The following is a 12,881-nucleotide window of genomic DNA, read 5'->3' on the forward strand; positions in this document are numbered from 1 at the left end:
CTTTAATTAATCATCTTTAATATCTAAAATATCACTACCAAATGTTTTGATCGCTTTTTCAACAACGTCAGCATTCGAATCCGACTCAGTTGCGACTTGCGATTCTGAATTCGAACTTGATTGCTGAACGGTGGCAGCAACTTGCGAATCTTGATGTGCTAAATTATCAACACTGTCATCAGCATCTGATGATTTTAGCGAATCATTAGCAGGCTTTAAATCATCCTTTACTGCAGCACTTTTGGGAGCTGCAGAACTAGGGTTAGAATTTTCATTAGGCATTACCCCACTACGAGTGTAATAGTCATGCCTAACTTTAGGCCACTGGTTCTCTGACACATATGCCAAGTTAGGAGTATACCCAATAAATTGATTAAAGCCTTTACCAATTATATCATCTAATTCGCGGTCATTAACTGCCCGTTGGTAAAAGAAATCATAACCAAATGATACCACAACTCCACTACTGCTGGCAGCTACTGGGGTAGCAATACTAAGTAAAGATTTATAAATAATCGGCATCTTTTGGACTAACTCAGTCCAAGCGCTGCGCACGCGGACTAAGTCCTCCTTAGTGGCTGAATCTAAAATAGGATAAATTTTACTCAAGTTCACCTTAATTGTTTTTTGATTCACATCTATTTTATTATTCTGTTGATTGTTAGTCGAGGCAGCATTTACAGGTTGTGAATTCTGATTATTTTGCGATTGCTGCATTTGTTGTTGCTTAAGTTGATTGATCTGTTGTTTTAAGTCATTGATCTGAACAGACAAATTTTGAATTAGATGTTGGTCATTTTCATTGTGTTCGACAGAACTAGACGCATTATTTTGACTTAACGTTGCAATTTTAACCGTTAGCACCTCTAAATAAACATCTGGGTGCATTGTATACCGCATTTGTTGTTGGATATCATTCAAATTTTCAATAATTTGATAAATAATATTCGAATCTACCCGCTCAGCTAATTGTTTGAACTGGTCATTAACGATCCCTAACTCTTGTTCTAATAGCATTTCAGGAGCTTGTTTATAAAGAAGGATGTTTTGATAATAACTAATCAAGTCTTCAATAAATTGCCCAGCATCTTTGCCCTCATCCATAATTTTACGAACAGAAACTAGCGCAGCTTTCACATCTTGATTAAAAACATCACTTACGTACTGAAATAGTAAAGACGTAGTAACACTGCCAGTAACTTGCAGCGCATTATCATAGGTAACAACATCATCTCCATATGACATCGTTTGATCTAAAATGCTCAGGGCATCCCGCATTCCACCCTCAGCTGCCTTCGCAATTACCTTCAAAGCACGATCGTCATATTTTACTGATTTTTGATTCAGTATATATTCCATTCGTTCTAAGATATCCTTAGGTTGAATCCGTTTAAAATCAAATCGCTGGGTCCGAGAAATAATCGTAGCTGGAAGCTTATGGGGCTCCGTCGTCGCTAGTATAAAAATAACGTTAGCAGGAGGTTCTTCTAATGTCTTTAACAAGGCATTAAAGGCCCCCGTAGAAAGCATGTGCACTTCATCGATAATATAAACTTTGTATGTTGCTTCAGTTGGCGCATACTTGGCCTTATCACGGATGTCTCGAATTTCATCAACCCCATTATTAGAAGCGGCATCGATTTCAATTACATCATTTAAGGTCCCATTCGTAATGGATTTACAAATTTTACATTCATTACAAGGTTCACCATCCTTTACGTTCGGACAATTAACAGCCTTTGCAAAAATCTTGGCAGCAGATGTTTTACCAGTTCCACGGGGCCCAGAGAATAGGTAAGCATGACTAATTTGATTCGTAATAATGGTATTCTTTAACGTTTCAGTAATAACGTGTTGGCCAACTAAATCGGCAAAACGTTGGGGCCGCCAAACTCGGTACAGCGCTTGATAACTCATCTACTTTTCCTCCTAATAATGATAACGATAACGAAACAACTATTAACAATTATAAATGGAATTAAACACGATTTCTAATCAAACCATGTTAAAATAAAAAATCTCTTAGCCTAAACAGACTAAGAGGGCGTTATTCTATGTACGAGAAGCACAGAACGTAGGAAACTTAGTGCTGCTTCCTTCCGGATCTGACACGGTTCGTTAGCACATCCTTGCTTCAAGGCCTAACGGCAAATATTATCTTAACTTATTTTACTATGATTGTCCAGAACGACGAGCCATTTTTTTACGCTTCCGAGCTGCCTTAAAAAATGATTTCATTATCGTTTTAGAATCATTAGCTAATATCCCACCGTTAACGTTGACTTGATGATTAAATCGCTGATCGTTCAAAACTTGGTATAGGCTATCAACTACCCCACCCTTAGCATTACGGGAACCATAATAAAGATTTTTAATGCGCGCATTTAAAATCGCCCCCGCACACATTAAACAGGGTTCAACGGTTACATATAGATCACAATCTTCTAAGCGCCAACTATTCAAAGTACTACAGGCCTCTTGAATCGCAAAAATCTCAGCATGACCAGTGGCATCCTCGGCTAATTCACGGAGATTATGGCCAGTCCCGATTACCCTGCCATTATGAACGACTACTGCTCCAATTGGCACTTCATGAATGTAATAGGCCACTCGAGCCTCAGTTAGCGCCATTTGCATAAAAGATTCAATTTGTTGATTGTCCATTTGACCCCCTGCTATTGCTTGCGACTTTCTAAAATGTAATAACCTTTATCACGCTTTAAAACCTTACAATTGCCAAACGTGTTGGTCATTAATCGCTTAGCGGAAGGCGCCCCTTGCTTTTTTTGTAAAACAACGGTAAGACGTCCTCCGATTACTAAGTGCTCCAATGCGCCAGTGATCATATCATCAACAACTTTTTTACCAGCTCGTACTGGTGGATTCGTAATTACAGCTGCAAATTGTTCTGGAACCGATTCATAACCATCAGAATTTTTAACGATCACGTTTTGGACCTGGTTTTGCTTAGCATTTACTTCAGCCAATGCTAACGCCCGATTGTTAACATCAACTAAGGTAAATTGACGATGTGGGTACTTTTTAGCCAAGGACAAACCAATTGGACCATATCCACAACCTAAATCTAAGATGTCTCCATCGGGAAGGGCATTAATTTCAACGTTGTCAATTAAAACCCGTGATCCATAATCAACAGTCTTTTTCGAAAAAACACCGTTGTCGGTAGTGAAGGTAAATCGATTCCCTAATAATTCAAAATTCCATGTCTGTTCTTCGTGTTTAACATCAGGATTTGGTGTATAATAATATTCAGTCATTTCTACCATCCGTTTCTATAAGGTTAATAATATTTATCGAATTTAATACTAAAAAAGTAATTTTAAAATTGTTTCACACATTATCATAATACCACATCTAGTGTTACACGAATTTAGAGACACTACTTGTGGTATTTTTACATTGAAATTATTTATTAAGAGTGTAAAATTAAAACATGTCAATATCAATTGAGGTTCACCTCAATTGATTCGAATTAAAATGAAAATTTACTGGAGGTCGCGCTTATGACACAAGTTACCCTATTCTCAAAAAACAACTGTATGCAATGCAAAATGACAAAACGTTTTCTAGAAGAACACTCAATCGACTTCAATGAAATCAACATCAATGAACAACCAGAATACATTGAAACATTAAAATCAGAAGGATTTATGGCAATGCCAGTTGTTAAAGCTGACGGCATCAAGGCATTTAGCGGTTTTAGACCTGATCAACTAAATAAGTTATCAGTGTTAGCCTAAGCTTAAATAATTCTACTACAATGGCGATGTCTGTAAAGACTTCGCCACTTTTATTTTAGCAAATTTTGAAGGAGAGCGTGGAGAAATAATGGGACTATCGAATCTAAAGGACGTTACTTATTACGACTTAAACAATGAAATCAACATCCCAGTTGATGGTCAAATTCAACTGGACAAGGACAAAGAGGCACTAGCAGCCTTTTTAAAGGAAAACGTCCAACCAAATACTAAGCAATTTGAATCATTAAAAGCAAAATACCAATACCTAGTGGATAACGACTATTTAGAAAAGGAATTCATAAACAAGTACAACTTTAGCTTCATTGAAAAGCTATATGATTACCTAAAGGCACAAAATTTCCATTTCAAAACATTCATGGCCGCATATAAATTCTATGCCCAATATGCTTTAAAAACTAACGATAATGAATACTACCTAGAAAACTTCATTGATCGTGCAGCCGTAAACGCCCTTTACTTTGCTGATGGTAACGAAGAATTGGCAATGAGTTTAGCAAATGAAATCATTAACCAACGTTACCAACCAGCTACCCCTAGTTTCTTAAATGCCGGGCGGAAGCGTCGTGGTGAACTGGTATCTTGTTTCTTAATTCAAACAACTGATGATATGAATACAATTGGTAGAACCATTAATTCCGCCCTTCAATTATCCAGAATTGGTGGCGGGGTTGGAATCAACCTTTCGAACTTAAGAGCCGCTGGCGATCCAATCAAGCACATTGAAGGAGCCGCAAGTGGGGTCGTTCCAGTAATGAAATTGCTAGAAGATAGTTTCTCATACTCCAACCAATTAGGCCAACGCCAAGGAGCCGGAGTGGTTTATCTCAGTCTTTTCCATCCTGACATTATTTCCTTCCTATCCGCTAAAAAAGAAAACGCTGATGAAAAAATTCGGGTCAAGACCCTGTCATTAGGGGTAACCGTTCCTGATAAGTTCTATGAACTAGTGAGAGCTGATGCTGATATGTACCTATTCAGTCCTTACGATGTTGAACGGATTTATGGCGAACCCTTCTCATACGTTGATATTTCAAAAGAATATGACAACATGGTCAACAATCCGGAAATCAAAAAGACTAAGATCAAGGCGCGGGAGCTAGAAACTGAGATCAGTAAGCTTCAACAAGAATCAGGCTATCCTTACATCATCAATATCGATACTGCTAATCGTGCAAACCCAATCGATGGTAAGATCGTAATGAGTAACCTTTGTTCCGAAATCATGCAGGTTCAAACCCCATCCACTGTTAATAATAAGCAAGAATACGTTAAGTTGGGGACTGATATTTCATGTAACCTAGGATCCACAAATATGGTCAATATGATGGCAAGTCCTGATTTTGGCAAGTCGATCGAGGCAATGGTCCGAGCACTTACATTCGTTACCGATCATTCAGACATTGATGTCGTTCCATCAATTCAACATGGTAATAAATTAGCCCATACCATTGGTTTAGGCGCAATGGGGCTTCACAGTTTTCTCGCTAAAAATCAAATCGAATACGGTGCACCTGAATCCATTGAATTCACTGGCGTATACTTTATGCTATTGAACTACTGGACACTAAAGGTTTCTAACCAAATCGCACGGGAACGAAATACCAGTTTCCATAATTTCGAAAAGAGCAAGTACGCAGATGGGACTTACTTTGATAAATACGTTGAAAAGGATTGGGGTCCACAATCAGAACGGGTCAAGGAATTATTCAAGGGTATTTTCGTCCCAACCACTAAAGATTGGAACGAATTAAAACAAGCCGTTATGAAGGATGGCCTTTACCACCAAAATCGATTAGCAGTCGCACCGAACGGATCGATTTCATACATCAATGATACTACTGCTAGTTTACATCCGATCATTAGCCGAATCGAAGAACGGTACGAATCAAAGATCGGTAAAATCTATTACCCTGCTCCATACCTTTCAAATGATACGATCAAGTACTACAAGTCTGCTTACGATATCGATATGCGCAAGGTCATCGACGTTTACGCAGCTGCTCAAGAACACATTGATCAAAGCATGAGTTTGACGCTATTCATGCGTTCCACCATTCCAGAAGGCCTCTACGAATGGAAGAATGGTCGGACTGATAAGATGTCGACTCGTGATCTAAACATCCTGAGAAACTACGCTTACTATAAGGGAATTAAGTCATTATACTACGTGAGAACATTTACAGATGACCAACAAGAAGTTGGGGCTAGTCAATGTGAAAGCTGTGTAATTTAAGATTATCTAATAAGTAGTTGTATAAATGATAATTATTAGTTATAGTTATTAGATATGTTTAATATTCGAACAGAAAGCTTATTTTATAGGATGGGAGAATCTCATGGAAAATTATAAAGCAATTAACTGGAACGCAATCAATGATGAAATTGACAAGGCTACCTGGGAAAAGTTAACCGAACAATTTTGGTTAGACACTCGGGTACCATTGTCAAACGATCTTCATGATTGGCGGAGCCTTGATGATGACCATAAATGGGTCGTGGGGCACGTTTTTGGCGGATTGACATTATTAGATACTTTGCAATCTCAAGATGGGATGGCAGCTTTAAAACAAGATGTTAGAACCCCTCATGAAACTGCAGTATTAAATAACATTCAATTTATGGAATCAGTGCATGCCAAAAGCTATTCATCAATTTTTTCAACGTTAAATACGAATGAAGAAATTAAAGAAATTTTTGATTGGAGCGACAGTGAAGAGTTCTTACAAAATAAAACTAAGAAGATCTACACGCTCTATCATGACGACAGCCATCCACTAAAGAAAAAGGTTTCCAGTGTTTTCCTTGAAACATTCTTATTCTATTCTGGCTTCTTTACCCCATTATGGTACCTCGGTAATAATAAGTTACCAAACGTAGCTGAAATCATTAAGTTAATTTTACGTGACGAATCGGTCCACGGAACTTATATTGGTTATAAATTCCAATTAGCTTTTAATCAACTTCCAGATAGTGAAAAAGAATCGATTAAAAGTTGGATGTATGACTTTCTTTATGAATTATATTCTAATGAAGAAAAGTACGTTCACGTGCTTTACGATCAAGTTGGCTGGTCTGACGAAGTCCTAACTTTTACCAGATATAATGCTAATAAAGCATTGATGAACCTAGGTCAAGATCCACTCTTCCCTGATACTGCAGATGATGTTAATCCAATCGTTATGAACGGAATTTCAACCTCTACTGCTAACCACGACTTCTTTTCACAAGTTGGAAATGGGTATCGACTAGGCCAAGTTGAGGCAATGAATAACGATGACTATGATATCGGTCGTCCTAAAAAATAATCAATCCACGCAAAAAGTGCCCCCTAGAATTATCTAGGGAGCACTTTTTTGGTTACTTCGATGAAAATAACTGTGCAATTAATTTAAACGGTCCTCGTTGATGCTGTTCCCCGCCAATCCGTTCGTTCACAATCATCAAAATTTGCAGCATTGTAAATATCAATGAACTCTTTCTGCGATAAACGATGTAACGAGGGACCCAGACATTAACGTATTTCTCCTTATATGATCTTAATCCTTGGAAACTATAAAACGATTGACCATAACGATAAACTAAGTTAGCAAGCTTTTCATCAATAAAACTAAACCGTGAACGACCAACATTTGATAATGGTGCCATTCCTAAGTTAAAGTATTGGTACTTATTTTCCAATGAATATTGGAATAAATTAATGAAAATGCCATCCATGATTCCAGATGGAGCATCTTCACTTGAACGCATCAAATCAATTGAAGTGATGTCATGTTCACCGGTTGGCATAATATTGGCAAACGCAACTACCTTGCCATCTTGGTTCTTCATGATCGCAATTGGTGCCTGATTCAAATAATAAGGGTCAAAATAGCCTAGCGAAAAGCCCTTTTCAGAATTGCCGTTTAACCACTGGTCAGAAATATCCTTCAATTCATTCATAAATTGATCATCAAACGGTGGCTGAACAATTGAAAATACATACCCATCACGTTCAAACTTATGCATCAATGCTCGTTCACCCCGATGTTTTTTACCAACTAAGGTGAACTTGCTTAATTCGACCATTCCTTCTTCACCAGCCTTGGTAAAATCAAAGCCCTTTTCATGAAGGATCATGGTGAATTTTTCTCCAACTTCATAGAATACTAATGATAAACCAATTTTATCAGCATCGATCATAAATTGATCGATTGCTGCTGAAACCCGTTCTTGATTTCCAACTGGTTCTCCCATAATAACTAATTTATTTGCCTTTCGCTTAAACATAAAGAAGACTTGATCTTCATCATCTTCGGTATAGAAATAGATCTGCTTGTCGCGAACAAACGCTAAGTGACTCACTTCATTGCCACCAAATTGTTCAATTACTTTGCGAACTCGATCGGCATTAAAGGGTTGGTCTAACCATTTAGATTCCTTAGATGAGAAGTAGCGATAAATAATTACTAAAATTAGCGAAGCAGCTAATAATCCTAGAAAACCGGATAACCAAACCTGCTGGGATGGGAATAGATAGGAATTTTGTTGATGGAAAAAGCCCTTAAATGGTCCATGCTTAAAGTTATGGTGAAAACGGTTATAAATACCTAACAACGTGTAAGCTGTAAATGTAAATGCAAAAATAACCGTATCCATAATTCGTTGACCCCAGGAATAAGATAGTCGGGAACGATATAGTGAACCCTTGGATGCCCATAATAACAATATCAATATGATCGATAAAATGGTCATATTAGCAGGAAAACTCTCTTTCCACAAGGTATTACCAATCGCAACTATTAAAACGACTACCGTAGGCCAAAAGGCCCGATTGACTCTTGAACCGTATCCGCGCGCTAATCCAATGAGAATAAACGCTACGATAATTGTCGACAATTGATTCAAGAAGTAGAACGTATAAGGCTCGAACGATAGATAAAAGCTATTTACCAAGACCACGTTCGGTAAGGTAATCGAAAGTAACAACATAATTCCAGAAAAATAAAGGAAAAATGTCATTAAAAGCTGCGATGTCCTTTGAAAAATGGTCTTTGGAATATCATCTAAAAATTCATTAATCCGTTTCCCGTAATCATGAATGAACAGAATTAATGCAATCACAAACGGAATAACATAGTAAAAGATTCGGTAGAGTGCCAGCCAAACTAGTGTTTGTGGTTTATCAAGTCCGATCATAATCAATCCAGTCGTAATGGTTACATCGAATCCGCCCAATCCACCGGGCGTCATTCCAATTACCCCCATTAGGTTGGCGATAATGAATAACGGAAATACTGAGACTAAATTAACTTCAACGTGCATTAAAGCACCAATAATTAAGAACAGTGCAGCACAGCTTCCCCATTCTAAACAAGAACCCATGATCAAAGTTAATTCTCTTTTAATGGTTAAATCCTTGAAAAAATCTGAATTATTCAGACGGGTAATAATGAAAATAATGGGGAAATAAAGCGCTCCCGCAAAAAGAAATGGCCAATAATTAGCTAATACGCCATCCATATCGAAGCCAAAGATCATTATTAACGAAACCCAACAGAAAGTGGAAAGTCCCGCCAATAAAAACAATGCAATTTTAGAAATCGCATATAAAATTTCCTTAGGCTTAGCATTTTCATTGTAAAAATTAGCTCGTAGACTTGCCCCAATCAGTCCACCCAAACCCAAGATATTGGTAAACGCATTGGTAATCCATCCGGTTTTAACAATATAAAGGGGCTTAAATTTACCAGGTAAAAATTTCACAATTGTAAAATCATATACTAGCATTGGTAAAACCGCAATAATCCCCAATACAAACATGATTAATAGCGATGTTGGCGATTGACTTTCAAAACTAGCCTTAACCTGTTGACCATTCACTTCAGAAATAATTTTTGAAAATTCTCGAATTGAAAAAATTAAAACTGAAAAAATGAATAAAATTCGAATAACCTTAAGGTGCCTAGCAAAAAATTCCCTAGTATTTTGATATAAAGATTTCAACGGAAGTGCCCTCCATCTCTAAACTTAGTTCCAATAAACAAAAAAGCGCATGGCATCTAAATGCCACACGCTTTAAGCTTAATACTAAAATTACTTAAGGGTAACAGTAGCACCAGCAGCTTCAAGTTGTTCCTTGAGCTTGTTAGCTTCTTCTTCAGAAACGCCTTCCTTAACAACGGCAGGAGCACCGTCAACCATGTCCTTAGCGTCCTTCAAACCAGCACCAGTGATTTCACGAACTGCCTTGATAACCTTGATCTTAGCACTACCAGCTGAAGTTAATTCAACGTCGAATGAATCCTTAGCGCCACCATCGGCACCAGCAGCACCAGCAGCTGCAACAGGAGCAGCAGCTGAAACACCGAATTCATCTTCGATTGACTTAACTAAGTCGTTTAAGTCAGAGATTGAAGCATCTTTAAGTTGAGCAATAATATTATCTTTATCAAAAGCCATTTTATTTTCCTCCATTTTGGATAAATTTTAATTTTTAAGCGGCACTATCGTCGTCTTTACTTTCAGCAATTGCCTTAACACCGTAAGCAACGTTCCGAATAGGAGCTTGCAATACGTTAGCAAGAGTAGCAAGTAATTCGTCACGACTTGGTAATGAAGCGAATTCATTAATTTCATCTAATGAAGCAACCTTCTTTTCAATCATACCACCCTTGATAACAAGAGCGTCATTATTGTCAGCAAAGTTCTTCAAGATCTTAGCGGGAGCAATTGGGTCTTCGTTAGAGAAGGCAACTGCAGTAGGTCCCTTAAAGATATCCTTTAATTCTTCATAACCAGCCTTTTCAGCAGCACGACTGATAACGTTGTTTTTAATAACGTTAAATGAAACGTCAGCATCACGTAATTGCTTACGTAAGTCAGTAACGTCAGCAACATCTAATCCACGGTAGTTAACTACGATCGCAGAGTTAGCATCTTGCAATTTCTTTGTAAATTCTGCTACTAATTCTTCCTTAGCAGCTAAAACATCTTTACGCATTCATTTTCACCTCCCAAATTTGTTTGGGATTTAAATAAAAAAATCCCCACGCCTACCCAGACATAGAGAGAATTGAATTCCTCGGCAGGATATTTAAGGCGAACGCCACCTGAGTCTTAGGTAGATTGATATAACAGAGTAACTATACCACAAGGGATCGTTACAGTCAATATGAGGATTTTTTATTTCGATCCTAGTTTAATAACTTAGAATGATTCAACGTCAACCTTAACTCCAGGGCCAAAAGTTGAAGCGATTGAAATATTCTTAATGTAAGTCCCACGTACTGAAGCAGGGCGGTTCTTAGCAATAATGTTTTCAATTTCTTTTAAGTTACCAACTAATTTGTCAGCATCGAATGATACCTTACCAACTAAAACAGCAACGTTTCCATCACGGTCAGTACGGTAAGTAACTTGACCTGCTTTGGCATCATTAACAGCCTTAGCAACGTCCATAGTAACAGTACCAGTCTTAGGGTTTGGCATTAAACCTTTAGGTCCAAGTACCCGACCAAGACGACCAACTTGTGCCATCATGTCAGGAGTAGCGATTGCAACATCAAAGTCCAACCAACCGTCTTGAATCTTTTCAGCTAAATCAGCGTCACCAACGAAGTCAGCGCCAGCTTCCTTAGCAGCAGCGGCCTTGTCACCCTTAGCAAATACAACAACAGTTTGGTCTTTACCGGTCCCATTTGGTAACACAGTAGCACCACGCAATTGTTGGTCTGCTTGCTTAGTATCAACGTTTAAGTTAAATGCAACTTCAACACTTGCGTCAAAGTTTGCAAAATCAATTTTCTTAACCAAGTTAACTGCATCTTCAACAGAGTAAGCCTTTTCACGGTCTACTTGCTTAAGTGCGTCTTGGTATTTTTTACCTCTATTACGAGCCATGTGTATTTTCCTCCTTGCAATTGTGGTTATAACGGATAAACCTCCCACTTGATACCCTAAAATCAATTAGAGCATCGGGGCCTACCCACAGTATGAATGAAATTACTTAACAGTGATCCCCATACTGCGTGCAGTACCTTCGACCATACGCATTGCGGCTTCTACATCAGCTGCGTTAAGATCTTTCATCTTAGTTCCGGCGATTTCCTTCACTTGGTCCTTGGTAACTTCAGCTACCTTGTTAGTGTTAGGTTCACCAGAACCCTTTTGAATTCCAGCAGCTTTCTTTAATAATACTGCAGCTGGTGGTGTCTTAGTAATAAATTCGAATGAACGGTCATCGAAAACAGTAATAACAACTGGGATAATCATACCAGCTTGATCAGCGGTACGGGCATTAAAGTCCTTAGTGAATCCCATGATGTTAATTCCAGCTTGACCTAAAGCAGGTCCAACTGGAGGAGCGGGTGTTGCTTTACCCGCAGGAATTTGTAATTTAACTACATTAGCTACTTTTTTAGCCACGAGACATACCTCCTTAAGTCCGTGTGTGGTAAATGGAGATCTAAATTTCTCCTCCCACGTTCAAAAACATATGCAAAAAACATACAAAAGTAAATATAACACAAAGTTATTTGTGTTTCAAGGTTTTATTCATCAGTTTTAATTTGATTAAAATCTAATTCAGCACTAGTTTCCCGACCGAACATATCAATATCAACCTTTAATTTAGCTTTTTCATTATCAATTTCAATAATCTTACCAGATAGTCCGGAAAATGCACCATCAATAATGGTAACAGTGTCACCAACTTTGGCATCGATTTCCTTTGTTTCAGGAGTTTGATCCAAACGACTCAAGATTAATTCTACTTCATCAGGTAGCAATGGCGTTGGCTTACTTCCTTGTCCATGGGAACCAATAAAACCAGTCACTCCTGGTGTATTTCGAACAATATACCATGATTCATCGGTCATAACCATTTGAATTAATACATATCCAGGGAAAGTCTTGTCCATTTTAATCTTATCTTTCCCGTTCTTAACTTCATGTTCTTCTTGTTCAGGAACGACTACTCTAAAGATATAGTTAGACATCCCCATTGATTCCTTACGTGACTCGATGTTCGCTTTGACACGGTTCTCATAACCAGAGTAAGTATGTAATACATACCATTGTTTTTCTGCTGATTCTACCATTTCAAATTGCTCCTTTATTTAT

12 protein-coding genes, 1 other RNA gene and 1 other annotated feature are annotated in these 12,881 nt (G+C 37.9%); of the genes, 3 read left to right on the forward strand and 10 right to left on the reverse strand.

The genetic code is table 11. From position 1 onward, the window contains the following. Positions 1–6 precede the first annotated feature (6 nt). The 4 genes from dnaX to ACSVI6_RS06595 form a co-directional block, all read right to left on the reverse strand. On the reverse strand, positions 7–1,917 hold the full coding sequence (gene dnaX, locus ACSVI6_RS06580; protein WP_491720677.1) for a DNA polymerase III subunit gamma/tau: 1,911 nt from the start codon (positions 1,915–1,917) through the stop codon (positions 7–9). Between the two features lie 137 nt (positions 1,918–2,054). After that, positions 2,055–2,141, reverse strand: an RNA gene (gene ffs / locus ACSVI6_RS06585) — signal recognition particle sRNA small type. A 31-nt stretch (positions 2,142–2,172) separates the two neighbouring features. Next, positions 2,173–2,664: a tRNA adenosine(34) deaminase TadA gene (gene tadA / locus ACSVI6_RS06590; protein WP_491719728.1), complete on the reverse strand. Its 492-nt coding sequence runs from the start codon at positions 2,662–2,664 to the stop codon at positions 2,173–2,175. Positions 2,665–2,675: 11 nt separating this feature from the next. Further along, positions 2,676–3,278 carry a class I SAM-dependent methyltransferase gene (locus ACSVI6_RS06595; protein ID WP_491716656.1) on the reverse strand — a complete coding sequence of 201 codons (603 nt, stop codon included), beginning with the start codon at positions 3,276–3,278 and terminating at the stop codon, positions 2,676–2,678. A 246-nt stretch (positions 3,279–3,524) separates the two neighbouring features. On the opposite strand from ACSVI6_RS06595, the gene ACSVI6_RS06600 reads away from it, so the two are divergent. From ACSVI6_RS06600 to nrdF, 3 genes are all read left to right on the forward strand, one after another. After that, positions 3,525–3,761, forward strand: coding sequence for a redoxin NrdH (locus ACSVI6_RS06600; protein WP_491716657.1), 237 nt, complete (start codon positions 3,525–3,527; stop codon positions 3,759–3,761). An 88-nt stretch (positions 3,762–3,849) separates the two neighbouring features. Beyond that, positions 3,850–6,015, forward strand: coding sequence for a class 1b ribonucleoside-diphosphate reductase subunit alpha (gene nrdE, locus ACSVI6_RS06605; RefSeq protein ID WP_491720678.1), 2,166 nt, complete (start codon positions 3,850–3,852; stop codon positions 6,013–6,015). A gap of 103 nt (positions 6,016–6,118) precedes the next feature. After that, positions 6,119–7,087 (forward strand): class 1b ribonucleoside-diphosphate reductase subunit beta, encoded by a 969-nt coding sequence (nrdF, locus tag ACSVI6_RS06610; RefSeq protein WP_491716659.1) that lies wholly within the window; start codon positions 6,119–6,121, stop codon positions 7,085–7,087. Between the two features lie 52 nt (positions 7,088–7,139). Here the strand turns inward: nrdF and mprF are convergent, their stop codons facing one another. From mprF to nusG, 6 genes are all read right to left on the reverse strand, one after another. Beyond that, positions 7,140–9,764 (reverse strand): bifunctional lysylphosphatidylglycerol flippase/synthetase MprF, encoded by a 2,625-nt coding sequence (gene mprF, locus ACSVI6_RS06615; RefSeq protein ID WP_491716660.1) that lies wholly within the window; start codon positions 9,762–9,764, stop codon positions 7,140–7,142. 90 nt (positions 9,765–9,854) lie between these two features. Next, a complete protein-coding gene (rplL, locus tag ACSVI6_RS06620; protein ID WP_491716661.1) occupies positions 9,855–10,220 on the reverse strand; it encodes a 50S ribosomal protein L7/L12 in 366 nt (121 codons plus the stop codon). A 34-nt stretch (positions 10,221–10,254) separates the two neighbouring features. Next, positions 10,255–10,761 (reverse strand): 50S ribosomal protein L10, encoded by a 507-nt coding sequence (gene rplJ, locus ACSVI6_RS06625; protein WP_491716662.1) that lies wholly within the window; start codon positions 10,759–10,761, stop codon positions 10,255–10,257. A gap of 28 nt (positions 10,762–10,789) precedes the next feature. Further along, positions 10,790–10,900: a sequence feature (ribosomal protein L10 leader region), on the reverse strand. Positions 10,901–10,967: 67 nt separating this feature from the next. Continuing rightward, a complete protein-coding gene (rplA, locus tag ACSVI6_RS06630; RefSeq protein WP_219282776.1) occupies positions 10,968–11,660 on the reverse strand; it encodes a 50S ribosomal protein L1 in 693 nt (230 codons plus the stop codon). 102 nt (positions 11,661–11,762) lie between these two features. Further along, positions 11,763–12,185, reverse strand: coding sequence for a 50S ribosomal protein L11 (gene rplK, locus ACSVI6_RS06635; RefSeq protein WP_491720679.1), 423 nt, complete (start codon positions 12,183–12,185; stop codon positions 11,763–11,765). A 125-nt stretch (positions 12,186–12,310) separates the two neighbouring features. Next, on the reverse strand, positions 12,311–12,859 hold the full coding sequence (gene nusG, locus ACSVI6_RS06640; protein WP_491716664.1) for a transcription termination/antitermination protein NusG: 549 nt from the start codon (positions 12,857–12,859) through the stop codon (positions 12,311–12,313). Positions 12,860–12,881 lie beyond the last annotated feature (22 nt).

The sequence above is a fragment of the Nicoliella sp. ESL1106 genome, from assembly GCF_058509965.1.

Bases quoted from the DNA above. Each gene is read 5' to 3' on its own strand.
- nusG (WP_491716664.1), bottom strand. From the start codon at position 12,859: ATGGTAGAATCAGCAGAAAAACAATGGTATGTATTACATACTTACTCT.
- tadA (WP_491719728.1), bottom strand. From the start codon at position 2,664: ATGGACAATCAACAAATTGAATCTTTTATGCAAATGGCGCTAACTGAG.
- ACSVI6_RS06595 (WP_491716656.1), bottom strand. From the start codon at position 3,278: ATGACTGAATATTATTATACACCAAATCCTGATGTTAAACACGAAGAA.
- nrdF (WP_491716659.1), top strand. From the start codon at position 6,119: ATGGAAAATTATAAAGCAATTAACTGGAACGCAATCAATGATGAAATT.
- nrdE (WP_491720678.1), top strand. From the start codon at position 3,850: ATGGGACTATCGAATCTAAAGGACGTTACTTATTACGACTTAAACAAT.
- ACSVI6_RS06600 (WP_491716657.1), top strand. From the start codon at position 3,525: ATGACACAAGTTACCCTATTCTCAAAAAACAACTGTATGCAATGCAAA.
- rplL (WP_491716661.1), bottom strand. From the start codon at position 10,220: ATGGCTTTTGATAAAGATAATATTATTGCTCAACTTAAAGATGCTTCA.
- rplA (WP_219282776.1), bottom strand. From the start codon at position 11,660: ATGGCTCGTAATAGAGGTAAAAAATACCAAGACGCACTTAAGCAAGTA.
- dnaX (WP_491720677.1), bottom strand. From the start codon at position 1,917: ATGAGTTATCAAGCGCTGTACCGAGTTTGGCGGCCCCAACGTTTTGCC.
- rplJ (WP_491716662.1), bottom strand. From the start codon at position 10,761: ATGCGTAAAGATGTTTTAGCTGCTAAGGAAGAATTAGTAGCAGAATTT.